The sequence below is a fragment of the Methanosarcina hadiensis genome (assembly GCF_046529725.1).
GTDB classification, from domain to species: domain Archaea; phylum Halobacteriota; class Methanosarcinia; order Methanosarcinales; family Methanosarcinaceae; genus Methanosarcina; species Methanosarcina hadiensis.
Genome location: NZ_CP136241.1, coordinates 2,022,757 through 2,042,942 on the forward strand (window position 1 = coordinate 2,022,757; position 20,186 = coordinate 2,042,942).

Below are 20,186 nucleotides of genomic sequence, written 5' to 3' on the forward strand. Positions count from 1 at the left end.
TAGTTGTATGAATGAGCTTGGTATAAATATTAATGGATCTGAAGGAAACAATATAATGGGAGAATTTGCAGAAGACGAATTTGAAGCTTTTTTTTCAAATTTTGCTGGTTGGAAACTGCTTTATAGAAATGTTGATCTTAAAGATTTAAAATATCCTGATGAGAACAAAACTGAAAATAAAGGTTATGATTTTATATACGAGCTTTTTGAACCTTTTGAAAAGATTAAGCAAGGAGCAATAATTGAAAGTAAAAAAATCGAGGATATTTCTGATTTCGTCCCATCGAGGTTATCTGATGATATTGAGATTTTTAAATATAAAATTAAAAAAGCAATTAATTCCCAAGAATTACATGATGATCAAAAAATTAGATCATATGATTTGAAATCTTTTAGATATGGTATTTTATGTTACAGATTTATTAAATTCGACTTTGATAGATATTATAAGACTTTGGAGAAATACAAACCAAGTGAACGAACGAGAGATCTCAATTTTCCGGTTATTTTTATCCTATCAAACGATAAGTTACATGCTTTTTCAGAACTAAAAAAATGTACTAAGCAGTTAACATTTTATAATCGGGATCCTTTTTCAAATAACCAGCTCGTAGAAAGTGAAAAGTTGTCTTTATTTCATATGTTTTCAGACATAATCCCTTTTAGAGAATCTGGGGCAGATAATAACAATAATAGTTGTGGTATCCTTAGTTTTGACAAACCTTCGGTTGAATCTTTTTTGTTTATTGAGCATTTTTGTATGAATTTTAATTTTGAAATCTCAAAAATAATTTTTGTAAATTGTGATTTCACTAAAGAATCTCTTTACAACCAATACAAATCAGAGATCCAATCTTTAAATGACATCGAGGCTCTTTATTTTGGTTCTGGCGGCATGGATTGTTCTCAAAAATTAAATAAGGTGTTTAAATGACTCAAAATTATGAAAAATCATACAAAAGCCAGCAAGATCTCCTTGTTTTTTTCAATGATAATAATAAAGTTAGGATTCATAATTTGGAGGAATATTTTCAAGAAAGAGGGATAATTACTTTTGCAGATAAACGTTTTTCCTTGGCTAAATTTGCTTCAAATTTTATTTATGGAGTAGATTCACAAGAAAAACTAAAAAAATATGTTGGCATTAAAGCTTTTCCCACGAGATCTGGTTTTCTATTAGAGAATAAAGATAATATTTCAATTGACGAGATAAAGGAGTATTTCAACTCTCATGTAGGAGAAGTCTTTGAAGATATAAAGAATAGTACATTTGTTCGTCTTGGAATCGGGACTTCTAAATTAATTGGAGAAATTGAATATACCATATCTGATTCCACGGGAAGTTCTTTATTTGAAATCATCACTAGAAAAATTGAGTTTGAAATAATCCCGATAAATGGGGCTTTTATTGTTTCAATGCTTTTAAAACAAGAAAACGATTATAATATAGTCCTAGGCATTGTAAACGAAATAATTAATAGGGATACATTCTTTAATTTGAAATTAATCGAACACAATTTAGTTGTTTTTGGTAGTACTGACAAAATAAATATATTTTTTAAAGAAACTATAAAAGAAATTAATAAAAAATATGAATTTATGGGCATCATTAATTTTACACGGAAAAAGGCAGAAGATCTTAATAATGCTACCGATTCCTTTGAAATGAAACTTATAGAAGGAACTTTGGAAACTAAATTGATCAGTATTGAACCACTCCTAACTGAACTTAAAAGTAGAAATGCCAGACTTAGCGGTGCTGGATTTGTCTTCTATGATATGGTATCAAATTATTTTTTCATGGTAAGAATAGATTCAAATGAAAAGAAAAAACGTATTGAAATTAGTTTTATTGGTGATGTAAAAAAAATAGTAGCTAATGAAGATATAGAATCTTTCACAAAAAAAGATGATTTTTATCGTTTACCATCGGCAAACTTATCTGAAGAACAGAAAATGGATATTATTAATCAAATTTGGAAATTACTGGCAATAAAATTCTACGAATTGACAAATATAATCATTCAACCTTCTCTAAATCAGACGATCAATAGTTTTGATGTATCTGATGAGTGTGATTATTAACTAATGAATGAAAAGAACAATTTAAACCCCCAATAAGAATCTTCAAAGCACCAATATTTGGGGACTGTTAGTTATTATTTGACGTCTTTAAGCTAATTTAGAGAAGGTTTTCTAAGGCCAAGAATAAATATTTATGTGCCATTTAGAATTTTCTTTACTTCTTTTGTATCCAAATTTATTTTACCATCCTTCATAATTCGATCTTTCGTTCTTTTTAATGTACTTCTATGCTTAGGAATGATTCAAATATAATATCAAGAGGTTTTGTTGCCAAGAATGGTTATTGGAGGGAATGAAACTATAGATCAATTCCCAAACTGAAATTTATAAGTTATATTTTCATCATTCCTTAATCCCTAACTTCCTAGCCTCTTCAGGAGCTAATGCCAAGATTTTCTGCTTAATCTCTTTCTCATCAACGAAAACTTAAGCTTCCATTAAATCTAAAGGTTTGTTTTCAATATTATTTACTTCCTTTCCATTGTAAACTATACCATTAACCTGAATGCTTTTCCTCTTTAATCTCCATTATAGTTATCATATTTATTATTTTACAGAGTTTTGCACGTCATAAAAGGTATGAATAATAAATAGGAAATGTTTAAAGATATTATCTAATAATGTAATACAATAAATTAATGAAAAGTTTAAAAGATAACTGTATGTTATATTAGCTGGACTCTCAAAGAAGGATGGATTACATGATTGACTTAGCTGGGCCAGAAAAATTGGATCTTAAATCTATGAACATAACCGAAGAGCAAAAATCTAAATTAAAACGAATTTTCCCCCATGTATTTAATGAAGATAAAATTGACTTCGATAAACTCCGTCAGACCATGGGAGAAGAAGTTGATGAAGGACAAGAACGCTATGGTATGATCTGGCCAGGAAAATCAGAATGTTTCAAGATAATTCAGCAACCAAGCATAGGGACTCTAAAACCATGCAGAGAAGAGTCAGTAAATTTTGATGAAACTGAAAACTTGTTTATTGAAGGGGACAATCTTGAAGTTCTAAAGATTTTGCAAAAATCATATTATGGCAAAATAAAGATGATTTATATTGATCCTCCTTACAACACTGGAAAAGAATTCATCTATCCTGACAAATATTCTGAAACACTGGATACATATCTCGCATATACAGGACAGGTTAATGACGAAGGAATTAAATTTTCTACAAATACAGAAACAGAAGGGCGTTTTCATTCCAAATGGCTCAATATGATGTATCCAAGGCTGTTTTTAGCAAGGAACTTGTTGACAGAGGACGGAGTCATTTTCATTTCTATTGATGATCACGAAGCTGCAAACTTAATAGAAATTTGTAATGAGATATTTGGGGAAGAAAATTTTGTCGAGAAAATTGTATGGAAAAAGAGAAGTACTCCTCCAAATGATAAAATAATTGGAGCTGCCCATGAATATATATTAATTTTTTGTAAAGATGTCTCCAAAGTCAAATTAAATTTAAAATCAAGAAACACAGAGCAATTAGAAAGATATAAAAATCCAGATAATCATCCCAAAGGACCTTGGACCCCTGGAGATTTAATGGCAAACATTAAAGGAGGCAGATACGTTGAGTCTCTATACTTTCCCATAGTTAACTCGAATACTGGAGAAGAACACTATCCTTCCTCACATGGAAATTGGAGATTTAGTAAGAAAAAAATTGATAAATTATTGGCTAATAATGAAATTTACTTTGGAGAGGATGGAAAAGGCCGGCCAAAGTTAAAGCGGTTTTTATGTGATGTAAAAGAGGGAATAACTTATTCAACACTTTGGGATTTTGTTCCCTTTAATACTCAAGGTTCAAAAGAAATGACTGAACTACTAGGTAATCTAGCTATTTTTGATAATCCCAAGCCTTCAGGCCTGATAAAAGAAATTCTACGACTAGGGTCTGATAAAGATAGCATTATTTTAGACTTTTTTGCAGGATCAGGAACAACAGCACATTCGGTTTTAGAACTTAACTGTGAAAATATGGAATCACGTAAGTATATTATGGTTCAACTTCCAGAACCTTGTGATCAAAAATCCGAGTCCTTTAAAGCAGGATACAAAAATATTGCAGATATTGGCAAAGAACGGATTCGTAGGGTAATTAAAAAAATAGAAAATGAACGTGGACAGAGTTTAAACCAAGAAAATCCTTCAGATATTGATTCTAATGATGACTTAAAAATGTTAGATCTTGGTTTCAAGGTATTTAAACTTGACAAATCTAATTTTAATCAATGGGACAGCTTATATGCTACAGGAGAAAAAGTAATTAATACAGGAGAAAAAATAATAAAGCAACTCCAATTGGTAATGGAAAATGTCAATCCTTACAGTTCAGAGGAAGATATTTTTTACGAACTTTTATTGAAGTCTGGTTTTACACTAACAACTAAAATTGAGGAAATTGAGCTTGCAGGTCAGAAGATTTATTCAATTGAGAACGATGCCTTATTAGTATGCCTCAATCGAAAACTTTCTAAAGAGGTTATCACTGATATGGCCAAGAGGGAACCCGCAAGAGTCGTTTGTCTGGATGATGGTTTTGCTGGTAATGATCAGTTGAAAACTAATGCTGTACAGATTATGAAATCGTTTGGAGTTGAGGACTTCAGGACAATATGAGGGGGAAGTATGCAGCTTAAGTTTGATGCTAATCAGCAATATCAATTGGATGCTATTGATGCAGTTGTTGGTCTTTTCAAAGGTCAGGAGGAAAAGAGCGGTTTCTTTGAAAATGTTTATTCTAATGAATCCACTATTTTTGGATTATCGATTTTTCAAAACGTGCTTGGATTACAAAATGAGCTTAAACTGAACGAAGAAACTTTGCAGGAGAACTTGAATCTTATCCAAAGGAAAAACAATATTCTCTCTGAGGATAGCATAAAAAACAAAGGGCTTAATTTCTCCATAGAGATGGAAACAGGGACTGGAAAGACCTATATTTATCTTCGAACTGCATTTGAATTGAATAAAATTTATGGCTTTAAGAAATTTATTATTGTTGTTCCTTCCGTAGCAATACGTGAAGGTGTGTTGAAATCTATTGAAATAATGAAAGAACACTTTCTTAAACTATACAACAATGTCCCATTCGACTATTTTGTATATGATTCCAAGAGGGTGGCCCAACTACGGAGTTTTGCAAGTAGCAATGAAATGCAGATCATGATTATTAATATTGATTCCTTTAACAAAAAAGACAATAATATTATACATGACTTGCGTGATCAGATGGGGGGGCATAGGCCAATTGAATTTATTCAGGCAACATATCCTATTGTAATAATGGATGAACCGCAAAATATGGAAAGTGTAAAAGCAAAAGAAGCCATAGATTCACTAAATCCTCTATGTACACTTCGTTACTCAGCTACTCATCGTGATAAATATAATCTTGTTTATCAACTTGATCCTGTGAAAGCCTTTCAAATGAAACTTGTTAAGAAGATATCTGTAAACTCCATATTAGCAGAAAATGATCCAACAAGGGCATTTCTGAAGGTAGAAGACATAAAAAATGAGAATAACAAGTTTACTGTAAAACTAGCTTTTTACGAAGAAACCAAGGGCGGACCCAAACTTAAAAGAAAACAATTCAAAAAAGGTGATGATCTCTTTATTATATCGAAGGAGAGAGAAGAATACCGAAATGGGTTTATTATAGATGAAATTAATTCACGTCCAGGAATGGAATATGTTAAATTTTCAAATGGAGTTCGTCTCCGGCTTACAGAAGAGCAAGGCGGAAATAGAGATAATATTGTAAAGAAACAAATTCGTGAGACAATAAAAGCTCATTTTGAAAAAGAGATGCAAGTTAAAGGTATGGGAATTAAAGTATTGTCTCTTTTCTTTCTTGATAAAGTAGAAAATTACCGTATCTATACTGCCGATGGTTATCAACTTGGAAAATATGCAATGTGGTTCGAGGAGATATATTCTCAGGTCGCTCACGAATATGAGAACTTCGGTTTGGATATTCTTCCTGTTGAGCGGGTACATAATGGTTATTTTGCAATGGATAAAAAAGGTTTATTCAAAAATACAACAGGAAACACAAAGGATGACGAAGATACTTACAGCCTTATTATGAAAGAAAAAGAAAAACTTTTAAGTTTTGATAATCCGCTTAAGTTCATCTTTTCACACTCGGCCCTAAGAGAAGGTTGGGATAATCCAAACGTTTTCCAGATATGTACTATTAACGAAACAGTGTCAACTATAAAGAAGCGTCAAGAAATTGGAAGAGGTCTTCGGCTTCCAGTAGATCAAGAAGGAAATCGAGTATTCGATGAATATATTAATAATCTAGTAGTTGTGGCTAACGAAAGTTATGAAGAATTTGTCTCTATGCTTCAACGAGAGTTTGAAGAAGACTGTGGTTTTGTATTTGGTCGCCTTCCTCTGGACGCATTTGTTGGAATTTGTTATAGCAAAGCTGATGATGAATTCGAAATCAATAGAGAAGAATCAGAAACTATTTGGGATCATTTAAAGACAGAAGGCTTTATTGGCAACGATGGTTTCATACTTCCAGACTTCTCAAAAAGCATCCAAAAAGATACGTTTAAAGTCCCTGAACAGTTCGCAACTGCAACCTTAGATATTGTAACAAGGATTGAACAGCACCAGATTGAGAATCATATTGATAATGCTAACAAAAAGATTAAAGGCCACATCAATGAAGATGTAATACTTGACCCTGAGTTTGAAAAGTTCTGGAACGCTATAAGCACAAAGACAGTTTATTCAGTTAATTATTCCACAGACGAACTTATAGCAAGAGCTTCGAAGGGTATTCATAAAATGGAGAAAATTACTCCTCTTAAACTAGTTTCTTATTTTGCGGATATTAATATAGAGGACAAAGGTGTAACTGCTACCCTGACAAGTACACCTAATGTAGAATACTCTAGCAGAGCAGATCAATTACCCGATATCCTTTCGTACATACAGAACAAAGTAGAGCTCACTCGCAAAACAATTTTTGAGATACTTAAGCAGTCTGGAAGAATTGAAGAATTCCCTGTAAATCCACAAAAGTTTATGGATGCCGTAGTAAAGGAAATTCGTGATGTACTTCATCAGATGATAATCGAAGGCATACAATACGAGAAACTTGATGAAATCTCATATGAGATGTCCCTTTTGCGTGAAGATGAAAACAAACTGAATTTCGCAAAAGAAAGAATTATTCCTACTAAAAAATCAGTTTATGATTACATAGTCTGTGACTCCGGCATTGAGAGAAAATTTGCAGAAGATTTGGAAGACATCAAGGATGTAAAGTATTTTGTAAAACTTCCAGCTTGGTTTAAAGTCCCGACGCCAATTGGGAATTACAATCCTGATTGGGCCATTTTAAAAGAAAATGGAAAAATTGTTTACATGATCCGTGAAACAAAGTCAACCACAGATAAACTAAAGCTCAGAATATCAGAAAGCGACAAAATCGAGTGTGGTTATAAGCATTTCATCGCTATAGGAGTAGATTATGATGTTGCGACTTCAGCTCAGGAGGCTCTGATTACAAAGTTTACGTAAAGTGAAATTTATTTTTCATTTATAAGCAAACTATTTAATTCCTCATTTTCTTTTTCAAGAAATTATACTTGACTCTTCAGCAAGGTTTTTTTGCACTTCATACTATCTTAGTTGCAAAGTCTATCAAAGTATGACTTATTTGTAATTAAAAAAAATAAATGAAAATATCCTTTAAAAATCCAATATAAGTGTAAATAATACATATAGTTTATTTCTCATTGAAAATAGAAAAAGAAGTTCTTAGTTTGTAGAGTTTATCGTTTTTTTTTGTTTTTCACTTGCTGTAAGATATCCATGTCAAGGCCGGTGAATAATTCATCATTTCAGCCGGATTAAAATTCCCCAATTTCCAATCCTTGAGAAAAGCTTGAGGATCATAAATAATAATGAAGACGAAAGAATGGTTCTTAATACAGGATTTACATTCTAAAGGCTTTAGTATCAGTAAAATCGCCAGACAAATAGGAAATATTTGCAGCAATTTCTAACGGGTTTATGAAAAGTTGAGTAAAATTTATATCAAAAAGTGAGGAGAAGTAATCCGGCCAAAATGGGGAAAAGTAAACTGACATTGACATTTTGGGATGAGCTCAATAATAAGGGGTGATACCACGTTGCTTAAACCAGACACAAAGTAATTAGTTTATAGGGGTCCAGCCAACATTTCCGACAAAACACCCTTTAAACCCCTATTAGGCCTAATTATCCAACTACAGAAGTATTTGAATTTTAAGACATCCTCTAAGCAAGAATTTTAACGTCTTCTCCTTTCATGACTTTTTTGATGTACATATTAAATTCTCCAATAGTTGTGATGACTTCACTGATTTCATCTCTAGTGAAAAAAGGTCTTTTTGAATGGGGGTAATGCATTTCTTGATTTAAAGGAAACCCATAAATTAATGACTTAAAATATCTGCATTTTAATACTTTCTCAAACTCTAGGTCATTTGTGTGTTCATCAGTATTGTGATATTTAGATACAATTGCTGCTTTTATGTCAGCGTTGATAAGATCTCCCCAACTGAATGAATCTCTTTTTTTAAATGGAATATTTATTTGAACATTATCAGCAATTTCAATTAATTGTCTCTCAAAAGAAAGTCGTGCATAAAGTGATGCAGCCCTTAAATCATTTTGTTCTAAGTGTTTTCCTGCCTTAGTTAAGAAATTACTTGCTGAAGCATGTAAATTAGAATATTTGTAGCAAATGCCTTCTATTTGGTTCAGACAAACTTCATAAGATTCATATGTATTTTTTGGGAAAGTATTTGTCAAGATTTCATAAAACATTCTATCAGACGATAATATAACTAATTGATAAGTCTCACCCAAGCTCTGCAAATATTTTATTAAATAATATCTGTGCTCATGATCTATTGCGTATATAGGATCATCAATAAGAATTGTTTTAAGAGGAGAGTTTTTCCTAATTATTCTCGTGAGTAACAAAGCAAACCCAAGACATCTCAAATGTCCTGTACTAAGAATTTTATTAGCATTACTGAATGATTCTGAGCCTTCAAACTTAATAATAAACTCAAGAGCTCTATTTTCAATATCGGTCTTGATTTTTATTTGATCTACATTATCATTTTCTGTCTGGTTTATTTGATTATATATCTTAGTTACAATCTCCTCTGAAATATTATCTAACTCATAATTAATTTTTGAGATATATTCAATTTCATATTTGTTATATACTTGGGTTATGTCATTCCTGATGACTAATTTTAGATTTAGTTCGCTCTGCAACTTTTCGAGTTGTAATTTTTTTGTCTCAATTTCATCTATTTTCTCAAAGTAAAGTTTAACGTTTAGAATCTCAGATGATGTATTTTGAGCAATTTTTTCATTCAAATAATCATTTTTCATTTTTATTAAATTGTAAAACTTACTGACATTAATACTTGGATCTATATCTAATAGATCAAGTTGTTTAATGACATTTTTTAGTGAATTAAAATCTGATTCAATTGTTCTTATTTGACTCTTTTCTAAACCTTCAATTTCCAATTTAATATCGTTATATGCTTTAAATGACTCCTTTAACCTCTTTAGTTTAGAACTAATTTCACTGAAAATAATTTCATTATCACATATCGGACATTTCAATAAATTATTTTTAGATTGAAAATAAAATGTAGCTTCATTAATTAATGGAATAATTTTAGTATCCATTGTATTTTTTGAGATTTCAAGCAGTTCACTTTGTTTTTTTTCAATTAAACTATTTATGGATATTTGTGTTTCATAGTTTTCTATAAAAGTATTTTTTTTAAGGCTAAGAGTATTATATGTTGAAATATTATCAAAGTTGATTTTCGAAATTTGATACACCCATCCATTTCCAAAGATCTCTTGAAATCTATTTATCTGTCCTTTTAATTCATCGTCTAATTTTTTGATTTCTTCATTTAACGAACGATATTGATGGTCAATATTTGAATATTCTTTTGCAGCTTTGTCCTTTAATTTTTTTAATTGTCTTTCAAAATTAAGCAACTCTTCAAGCCCGAGCAACTCGGAGAAATTCTTCCATAAATTATCTTTTTTGTCAGCTACAAACTTCTCAATTCTGTTTGTTTCAATGAATAGTGATTCCATATCATCTGTTAATACTTTATGTTGATCTTGTAGGCTTATTCTATTGTTGGAAAATTTTCTGATTATGCTCTTTGAATTGTCAAATACTAATTCAACATATGGCGAGGCTGTATCCTTATTAAATTCGTTAAAAATAAATGAATTGTCTACATTTCTCTTTTTTATTTCATTTGTGACCTCTCCACAAATGGCCCACTCCATTGCATCAAAAAGACTAGATTTTCCAGTACCATTTTCCCCATAAATAAAAAGATGATTTCCACCATTGACTTTAATTATGTGAGGATTAGTTGTGGAATCATCCAGATAGTGAAATCCCCTGATGCCATTAATTTTAATCGTCTTTATTCTCATTTTTGTAGACCTCAAGGATTTCTTCATACTTTTTTTCTAAATATGTACTACTTTCATCTACCCCAAAATTTTCAGACTCCAATTTATCTATGAAATGAGCTGCTTTATTATTTTCTAAATCATCTGAAGATAGAATTTTCTCAATAATTGTTTTAAGGAAAATAATAACACCTGCAGTTGTTTCCTTTACATAGTCTTTTAAAAAATCTAAAATAAGAAAATGTAAAATTATCTACTGAAAGAATGAAAAAGAATCTTATTTTTTGATTCTCACACTCAATCCAGAATTGGGACCATTTGGAAGTCCTAAAGCAGTATCTATACCTGTACTTGTTCTCAAATCATTTAATAAGGACTCTGAACTTATTGCGTCGATAATATGCCCAATCATAATTTGTGAATCCGGTCTTGGATTTGAAACTTGTTTTGCTCTATATACCTCTAATTCGCATCCTTCATTAATTGCTCTTAGACAAAGAGCCCGAATATAAAATCTATTAAATTCCCCCTCCGACAATGTTTCATGTGCATTACTTGGCATCTTTGTAGGCTTACCATTTCTAAGTACATGTGTATTGAAGCAACCATGCGATAATAGATCAGCTCCAAATGTTATCTCATTCCCCTCATCAATTGCTTTTAGGAGTAATTCTGGATAAAGGTGTGCTCCTTCTTCATTCAAGCGAGGACTAATGTATAATTTATTATTTTTTTGATCATACGCTAATTCTTGCTTCATAAATTGCCTAGTAAATGAGTCTAAATTTCCAAAATTAAATGGCATAGTTATTCAACACCTTGAATTAAATAATCTATGATATTTAGTCGATATCTATATAACTCTACCTAATTTGTTTATAAAAATTATAATATGAATTTATATGCTTATACTTGATATATATTAATCAATTATATATATTATTGATATTTTTCTTACTTATATTTCAGATTAGAATCTATCACAGGTTTATATGGTAAAACCTGTGTAATTTTGCGGTTTATTCGATGCATAGGTTTTACCGTAAAATTTATGCATTCCTATTTTTCCTGATAGCAACCTTGTATCATATCTTAGATGTTTTTTATGGCAATTCTCCAGGCATCCTGTACAACATAACAAGGAAACTCACGAGAAAGAGCAGCATTTTAGATTTTTGTTGATGCACTCATTTTGGCCGCTTCCCCATAGTAAAGGACAAAATTTTCTATTTTACACTTGAATAATAATCTTTATATTGAAGTTTGTCCAACCTGTTTGTATAAATGGACAAAAATAAATTGGGTGTGATAATATGTTGATGAAACGTACAAGATATACAACGGGGGAAAAAGCTTTTACTAAAACTGAGTGGGAAAAGTTTCTAAGTGTTGTTGATAATCTTGAGGATGAAGTGCTCTTTAAACTTGCCGTTTCTACTGGAATAAGAAGGGAAGATATTGGAAGATCAAAAAAGAAGAATTCAGGAATCAGGGTTTCAGATGTCACTGAACTTCAAAATGGGACTGGAAAATTGAAATTCTTTGAGCACAAAAAGAACCGCATACATGAAGTTCCGTTATCAAAAGAAATGATGAGAATGATTAAATTACTAGTAAACAGCAGAGAAAAGAAAGAACCTTTCCTTATCACTTACTCAGGTAGAACCTGTCATCGAAGGTTGCAAATGTATTGTGATCTTGCAGGAATTGAAAGAAGACCATTTCATGCCATGCGTGCAACGTGCGTGAAATTCTGTCAAGCTGCTGGATGGAGAGTTGAAGAAGTAGCAAAACTCACTGGTGATACAATTGCAGTAATTCAGGAACACTATTCAACCCCGAATGAATCAGAAATGCAAGAAGCTGTTGTTATGAAAGCAATTATTTAATGAGGAAGATTATCATTAAATTAATAAATTATTTTGTAAATGAATTATTAAGTATTTCAATAATTTCTAATATTAGATTTGTTATAATCATATGCTCTTTTTAATTTCAGCAGCAAACCCCTTTTTAACTCATTTTACGAATGATTTTCACAAATTAATATCAAACTATGTCCAGAAGGAAAAATTAAAATTTAAGCTGATTTTTATCAATTTAAAGCCTATATAGTTTTCTACAGATATAGATATTTCAATTAAAATCTAAATCTGGGACTAAATAGTTCAATATACTTTTGCATTATTTTAGCGTGCAATAAGATACTTTACATGCATTTTTCGACTAAATTTTATAATGAATGTGTTATTTTTATATAAATCTTTTGAGTTGGATGTACATATTCGTACGTTGATTGCTTTCTTGACAGGTTGGACACGTGACACAGATGGAAATTATTTTATCTATTTTAATGTTAACAATTGTTAACTATTGAAGTAAATTTGTGTTAATCATAATATATAGCTCACTGATTCCGGTTTTACGGTACTGCTTTTTTTGGAAGTTCATACATCACTTCAGTAACATTTATATACATTCAAAATACATTTCCATTATAAAATAAATCTAAAATAATAAAAATAATAGAAAATCAAGAGAAAATATAGGTGATATTTTGAAAACTAGAACACAAATGACATTGAACCCAATCTTTCTTAAACAGATGGACAATTTACTTGAAACTGCTGGACTCACTAGAAGCGGATATGTCGAAAACTGCATGATAGAGGACATTTTAACGGTAAAAAAGCTTATCAGTGATCCAAAAATTCTTGAAAATTTTAGTAACGATAAAAGAGCAATTATATTAGATTATTTCAGAAGTGAAAAAGAAACAGAAGGTGTCAAAAATGAATAAAGTTCTCATGAACGTAATGGGTTTCAAAAATGAAACTGAAATGATTGAAAATGGAATCTGCCCGATGTGTGGAGTACGTGTAGGAACGATACCTTTCAGAGATGAAATCTCAAGAAAAGAATATAAGATTTCTGGATTGTGTCAGACTTGTCAGGATGCAGTTTTTAAGGAATTTGAGGAAATTTAAACTTGGGGTGACCAAATGCTAATCAAATAATAGAAAATACCTTCTGATTGCCAGATCAGAAGGTGGAAGAACAAGTTTTAGTTTTTTACCCTAGGAGGGATTTGTATAGACAAAATAATACATGATCCAAAAGAATATAAAGATTATGATAATAATGTAAAATTAGACATTCGTAGTCAAATAGCTGACGAAATTTTAAATTTTGATGATGGAGTATACAAAATATCTAAGGATACCAGAGCAGGTGCAACCACTTCATTACAAGGTATGTGTTTAGAAAGGCATATTCCCTATATAATAATTGAACCTACAAACCGAATTATTAAAGAAACTGACATTAAAGATGTCAAGCGAATTTTCAATAAACCAGATGCTAAAATAATTCATATTCCATCTAATTTTGAATGTATTATAAATCAAGAACTTTTCGAAGATTACCCCAATCTTCAATTATTGCAATTTTTATTGGTTGGGGAATCTTGTTCAAAATGTGAACATTTTAATGTATGTCCATTAACTGAAATCCATAGAGTTGAAAACCCTGCTGGATTATGTATAACATACTCTAAACTTGTTGCATTATCATTAGCTGCATCATTATACCCTGAATCAATTGCTGCAATGACATATGAAAAGTTAATTGAAGTTAAAGTCAGAATTCTTGACGAAGTACATGATTTAGCATTCGACAGAATGACAGTTATGGATTATTCAGAACAAACAGCAATTGATATAAAAGCATTAAAAGATAAAATTGTTGTTGCAGATAAAGCATATAGAAATAAATCATTCAGATTAATTAGAGCAATCATTAACAGATATTTGGAATTAGTGAATGATCCTGAACTTCTAGCAACGAAAGAAATAATGAAAAATGTTTTTGAATCATCAAGTGACATTTTCAAGAAAAAACATTCTGTCAAAATTCAAAACAATCATTATAATGCTAAAATACTTCCTAAATTAGTTACAAATATAATAACCGGAAAAAAAGAATTAAAATATATTGATGAATCAAATGTTGTTGGATTAATGATTAAGGAACTTGTAAGGCTAGTTAAAATAATTGATCGTTTTAATATTAATATTTCTGATGTAAATATGATTTATTCTATTGTCAATATTATTTTTAGTAAAGAATTAAATATTGAAATAGCTAAAAAGTATGATAAAAATGTTGAATGTAAATATTATTTTGATTTTCATATTAGTGCAATTGACCATCAATTTAAAAAAGCAATTTCCGAATATTTGAAATATGATCCATATCACTCAAAAACGTTCTTGGTGTCGGCAACTCACACAGAATATAATTATCAAGACCTATTCTATCCTGAAACAATAATAAACAATATTACATTTGGCAAAAACGGAGATCCGATGAATGCCAATTCAAAAATGAAGATATTCTCTGATAGTAAAACTTTTAATACTTTTGGTAAAAATACTTTCAAAAATCATCAGGATAAGATTGTTCAGCAATGCAAGGATATTATGGATATTTACGGAAAAGATGAAAAAGTAATTATTGTTTGTATGAATATTTCACACCATAATAAACTAAAAGAAATTTTTGAAAAACCCGAAAATTCCGAATATCATCCAAAAATATCTTATTATCGTTGTCCTGACATGATGGGTGTCACTTCAAATTGTAGAGTTGGAATTCATATTGGACTTGGATACATCCCATCTCATGCTTTTGATTCAATTAGAAAAGATCAGCATGATGCCAGAGTTCTTACGGAAGAAAAGATGCATTGTGACTCTTGGCAGGCAATGAGCAGGGTGAAAGATCCTGAAGGTAAAGAACCATCAGTTGTTTTTGCTCTTGGTTGTACGAAAAGAGATCTTGATAACATCACATCATGGGCTTCAATTGGAAGGATAGTTGATATTATTGATTATGGCATAGGTAGACAGACAGAAAAAAATGTAACACTTGTAGGGGAACATATTTCAAAACCTGAAATTATTGAAGCTGAAAGTTGGAATGAAACCCTTATTCAGAGTGCTATACATATGTATGGACTTTCAAAACCAGTAAAAATAGATTGTTACAAATGCAAGAATTTAATTAATTTAAACAAGGAATATTTTATTGTTAATTCAAAAGCTGAATCATTAAATAAAATATTTACTGGAACTAAATACAAAACTCAATTCAAATACAAAAATGGTGGTTATTCAAAAAAAGATATTCCAATTAATGAACAAATAATTAATGAACATACATCAGGTAATGAAACATATTATTTCCGTTCGGTGTTGAGTAAGAAAACAAATACTATATCATTTGAAACTGATTCGAAAATTGATTTAAATAAGCTTAAACTATTCCTTGACACAAATAAAATTCCTTACGTAATTGAAAAATTGAATAATTACCGTATATGGATCTTCATAAAGGAAAGTCCTGTTTCACTTGCAAAGAAAGTAGTTTATTCTATAATAGATGAAATTGGAAATAATTTCAAAATTAATCTCTCAGATGAACTAATAAAATTACCATTTTGTGCAAAATCTGAAATTCTTGTAAATGGGGAAACCGTTAATGATTTCATCAATTTTAGACTTGGAATTGTTGATATTTCCGATTTTGAGACTGCACATAAACGAATAAAAATACATCCATCTGATGATGAAAATAATAATGATGAAGGCTCTTGTTCCTCATCACAAAAATAAATCCTTCATTTTTTGAATAACTTTACATTATTATAAAAACTCATTTCTGAAAATGACAAAAAAGTGTCTATAATATACTATAGACACTTTCTAGCTGATTTCGGAAATCATTTTTGATACAGTTCTTCTTGCTATCGTAAAAACAAACTTCATTTTGTGATGAAGAACGGTAGACACTTTTTAACAAATTCGGGGTCAGCCGGATTCATAATTTTTTGTTAAATATAAGATTTTGAACGTTTCTAATAAAAAACTGAAATTTTTATCATTTTTTCCTGCCGCCTGCCGACCTCCACCTCGCACGCCAAACACATATCAGTCACGCAACGTTATCCTACCAGCCAAACTTGCAGATAATTATAATTATTTTAACAATAATAATCAATAGATTTATATGTTATGAACACATTTGTTATTTTTTCACCTGAAGTACAATTATAATGAAAGCTATTATAATCAACCATTAAGTTCATAAGAAATGAACACACTCGTTTAATTGGCGATACTCTTTATCCTGTATAGGCACATACCAATTTTAAACTTGTTTTAGCTGCAATCTGTGATGTCTGGATAAACTTATCAAATCTGCTGATAAATCTCCTAAAATCGCAAATTTAGGGTTTTATGCGGATTTTTCAGAGCATTCTTTAGGTCGATTATATTCAATGCAATAATTCCGAATTTCGAGTATCATTAACATTTGATTAGTCTTGCTTGATTTTTGAAAAACTACGTTGACTCTATAGTGTACCGTAGAACAGTATATTTTGATTGAATTTCAAGCAACTTGAATACTGAATTCAAGGTATTTAATTTAAAGCAGTTCATAATAAATTTATTTTTTCTATTTTATCTAATTCTAAATCCTGAATTTTTATATATATAAATATTTTCGGCTTCGTAGTTCAGTTTTTACATCTGATCCTTAACTTTGCAGCATATATGCAAAGTTAGCATTCCAGAGCAAATCTTTATATTAAAATAATTTTATAACATAATAAAAATAAAAATATTTTTAGGTGAAAATATGGTAAAAAAATCTAATAAATTGACTGATGAAGAAATCGAACAACATAAGAATGAGAATTATCAAATGATGGCTGCCATTTCTGGAAAACCAATTTCGGAATTTGTGGGTAATGAAGTGCATAGAGGGAATTATGGCGAAAAGGACTGTCTAATAAAGCAATCGTTTCTCAAAAATCTGGTTGAACCTATTTCAAGTAGACAACTGTTTGAAACCCTTAAAAAACAGGGCTATGATGCGAAATATACGACATTTTGCGGGCTTTTGTACAGATATCAGGATTATGGTTATGTAGAAAAGAAAACATCAAAAAAGCCGTTCTTATTCGGTTTAACCGATGAAGGATTAAGACATGCAAGAAATCCTTATCTCGCAAGGGAAGAATTAGCGAGAAAAAGAATGGAGTTTATTTATTCACAAATTGAAACACAGCTTATTGAACATCCAGAAGCCTTAAAGAATCTTGTTGAAACCATAACACAAATGAATATTGGTAGTCCAATAGGATCAGGTGTTACGGTTGCTTCAAATTCTGGAAGTCAATATAATGATAATTTTGGAAATGAAGAATTAAAGCAGGAATTAAATTCAAAAATCTTTAATAACGAATTCTTTAAAAATGCAGATGAATTAAAATTAAAAACATTAATTGATGGAATTCTTGATCCTTGTTTGAGTCAGGAAGAAAAACAAGAATTATTATTAGATGCATTGCAGGAAGCAAGAAACACCTTTAAAGGTTCTATGGTTGTTTCAAAACAGTATAATCCAAATCCTAAAAGTGAGGGATTACGTAAATATTACGACTATATGATAAAAGGAATTAATCATCCTGTCACCAAATCTCTTTATGAATCAATTCCTTTCAGGTTTATAAAAGTTGATAATGAAATTCGTTTAAAATCAGTTACTGAAAGTGGAACATACCGAAACAATAATGATGGAAATGAACTTGATTTTGATCTTGTGAATCAAAGATTTTTTTATAACAAAATGCAGATAAAAACACGTAATAATGGAAAAGAGTTAGAGTTTTATTATGCAGTTGTTGATGGAAAAGGTGCTTGGGGATTTAACCGAAAGATAACAACAATGAGTTATTCAGACTATGAAAAAGCTAAAGGTAAAACTTCACCAAAATTAATTATTAAAAATTAATTATTTTGTATATACAATTAATTTCTGGTGCTATTCTGAGCACCTACTAAGCAATTTATATTTATACTTTTGTGTGAATATAATTAGTACATCAGTACATTATTAGTACAAGTTAGTTCGTAAAGAACTAACTAGCTCGTGTCCTGCAACTAGTATATCATAAAAGATTCGGTTTTTGTTAAGCTATTATGGTAACTAATTGACTTTGAATTGACCCATATATCATAAACTTTAATTTATACTTTATTCCGTAAAAATTCCGTAATTACGTAATAAATTAATTAAAAATAATTTTTATTTAATATTTATGTGAATGTTCATAAATGTGTTCATATCATTTAAACCTTCCCACAAGTTATATTAATTTATAATTAATGAATTTTCAACTATTGTATATACGTTGCTATGTTGATATGTTTATACAAAAATTTTTGATTGTCCGTTTGTTGGTACTTCAAAAATTCAATCTGTAATGTTATTTATATTTTGAATCCCATAGGGCTATTTTAATAAAAGAAAAAGTACCTAATTTTACATTTTTTCCAGAGAAAACCTGCTTGACCCTGTAATAAACTTTGGGGAAGCTTCTATACTTCTTCCTCTCCTGAGCGGGCTTTTCGGGGCATCCCAGCTTATAATAAGCCTTCTCACAAATTCCGAGATTCCTGAGAAATCCGTTTCAAAATTTGAGCTTTCCCGAAAAAGAGTCCTGAGAGGGGTCTTTACTGGAAGTGCAGCAGGTTCTCTTGTAGCCTGGCTGCCCGGTCTTTCCTCTGCCATTGCTGCCCTCCTGGTAGGACTCTTTGTAAGGTCCGATTTCGACAGGAGATCCCTGAAAAAAGAAACATCGGAACCTGTACCTGGAGAAAGAAAGTCCTCCCTTTATTCAGATTCCTCTTCAAATCACCAGACTATTGAAAGCTCGAAGGAGTTTATGGTTTCCATTTCCGGAGTAAACACTTCAAATGCAATTTTCGGGCTAGTTGCTCTTCTTGTTATCGGGAGGACTCGGAGCGGCGCAATGGTTGCTATAAATGATATTCTGGGTATCGAATCGCTCGGTTTTCAGGTAATAATGTTATTTTTTACTGCCATTCTCATGACTGCGTTATTTTCTTACTTCTCCACAGTCTGGATAGGGAACAATGCCCATTATATGCTCCGAAAGCTCGACTACACAAAACTCTGTATCACAGTACTTTTGGGGCTTACAATAATGTCTTTCCTTTTTACTGGACTCTTTGGTCTCTTTATATTCATCATCTCTATTCCTATAGGTATGCTCCCATCTTATATGAATGTCAGAAAATCCCATGCAATGGGAGTAATTTTGCTGCCTGTGATTCTTTACTTCCTTTAAGAGAAGTGTTTCTGGAAAAGCTTGCAGGATACTGTCGATCCAGGCAGGAGTGCAGCATTGAAGATGAGTATGTTATGAAAAGAAGAAACTGTGGATAACTATCCAGTTATGATATTTTTCTTAATTTCGCCATTGAAGTACAAAATATAAAACTTAAAATGTATTGGGTTGAAATTGTAAAAGAATAAGACAAATTATTGGGTTAGAGTTAAGAGAAAAAAATAAAAGAGAAATTTTAGAAAAGCAGAGAGTAGAAAGGTATAAAGTAGAAAAGTAAAAAGCCACAGATAAATGTCAATAAAATCAGAGAAGCCAATAGTCAGATAAGTCAAAAATGCCAATAGAATCAGATGGATCAATAATCAGAAAAGTCAAAACTG

At 30.7% G+C, this 20,186-nt stretch carries 12 protein-coding genes; 10 read left to right on the forward strand and 2 right to left on the reverse strand.

All coding sequences use genetic code 11. The annotated features are described in order from the left end of the window. Window positions 1-7 precede the first annotated feature (7 nt). From RSJ42_RS08640 to RSJ42_RS08655, 4 genes are all read left to right on the forward strand, one after another. Window positions 8-934 (forward strand): hypothetical protein, encoded by a 927-nt coding sequence (locus tag RSJ42_RS08640; protein ID WP_410510162.1) that lies wholly within the window; start codon window positions 8-10, stop codon window positions 932-934. Continuing rightward, the gene (locus tag RSJ42_RS08645; protein WP_410510163.1) at window positions 931-2,085 is read left to right on the forward strand and encodes a hypothetical protein; all 1,155 of its coding nucleotides are present in this window, start codon (window positions 931-933) and stop codon (window positions 2,083-2,085) included. The genes RSJ42_RS08640 and RSJ42_RS08645 overlap by 4 nt, the downstream gene beginning before the upstream one ends. 701 nt (window positions 2,086-2,786) lie before the next feature. Continuing rightward, window positions 2,787-4,721, forward strand: a complete 1,935-nt coding sequence (locus RSJ42_RS08650; protein WP_410510164.1) for a site-specific DNA-methyltransferase — start codon at window positions 2,787-2,789, stop codon at window positions 4,719-4,721. 9 nt (window positions 4,722-4,730) lie between these two features. After that, entirely contained in the window at window positions 4,731-7,646 is a 2,916-nt protein-coding gene (locus tag RSJ42_RS08655; RefSeq protein WP_410510165.1) for a DEAD/DEAH box helicase family protein, read from the forward strand. 741 nt (window positions 7,647-8,387) lie between these two features. On the opposite strand, the gene RSJ42_RS08660 is transcribed toward RSJ42_RS08655, so the two are convergent. Further along, the gene (locus RSJ42_RS08660; protein WP_410510166.1) at window positions 8,388-10,607 is read right to left on the reverse strand and encodes an AAA family ATPase; all 2,220 of its coding nucleotides are present in this window, start codon (window positions 10,605-10,607) and stop codon (window positions 8,388-8,390) included. 256 nt (window positions 10,608-10,863) lie between these two features. After that, on the reverse strand, window positions 10,864-11,289 hold the full coding sequence (locus RSJ42_RS08665; RefSeq protein WP_410510167.1) for a hypothetical protein: 426 nt from the start codon (window positions 11,287-11,289) through the stop codon (window positions 10,864-10,866). A 616-nt stretch (window positions 11,290-11,905) separates the two neighbouring features. Between RSJ42_RS08665 and RSJ42_RS08670 the strand changes: the two genes are divergently transcribed. The 6 genes from RSJ42_RS08670 to RSJ42_RS08695 all read left to right on the forward strand — a co-directional run bounded on the left by RSJ42_RS08670 (window position 11,906) and on the right by RSJ42_RS08695 (window position 19,806). Further along, the gene (locus RSJ42_RS08670; RefSeq protein WP_410510168.1) at window positions 11,906-12,475 is read left to right on the forward strand and encodes a tyrosine-type recombinase/integrase; all 570 of its coding nucleotides are present in this window, start codon (window positions 11,906-11,908) and stop codon (window positions 12,473-12,475) included. A gap of 668 nt (window positions 12,476-13,143) precedes the next feature. Further along, window positions 13,144-13,386: a hypothetical protein gene (locus tag RSJ42_RS08675; protein ID WP_410510169.1), complete on the forward strand. Its 243-nt coding sequence runs from the start codon at window positions 13,144-13,146 to the stop codon at window positions 13,384-13,386. A gap of 7 nt (window positions 13,387-13,393) precedes the next feature. Beyond that, window positions 13,394-13,573, forward strand: coding sequence for a hypothetical protein (locus RSJ42_RS08680; protein WP_410510170.1), 180 nt, complete (start codon window positions 13,394-13,396; stop codon window positions 13,571-13,573). A 267-nt stretch (window positions 13,574-13,840) separates the two neighbouring features. Continuing rightward, window positions 13,841-16,261 (forward strand): hypothetical protein, encoded by a 2,421-nt coding sequence (locus tag RSJ42_RS08685; protein ID WP_410510171.1) that lies wholly within the window; start codon window positions 13,841-13,843, stop codon window positions 16,259-16,261. Between the two features lie 1,027 nt (window positions 16,262-17,288). After that, complete coding sequence (locus RSJ42_RS08690; protein ID WP_410510172.1) at window positions 17,289-18,446, forward strand: hypothetical protein; 1,158 nt, start codon at window positions 17,289-17,291, stop codon at window positions 18,444-18,446. 604 nt (window positions 18,447-19,050) lie between these two features. Continuing rightward, a complete protein-coding gene (locus RSJ42_RS08695; RefSeq protein ID WP_410510344.1) occupies window positions 19,051-19,806 on the forward strand; it encodes a tripartite tricarboxylate transporter permease in 756 nt (251 codons plus the stop codon). Window positions 19,807-20,186 lie beyond the last annotated feature (380 nt).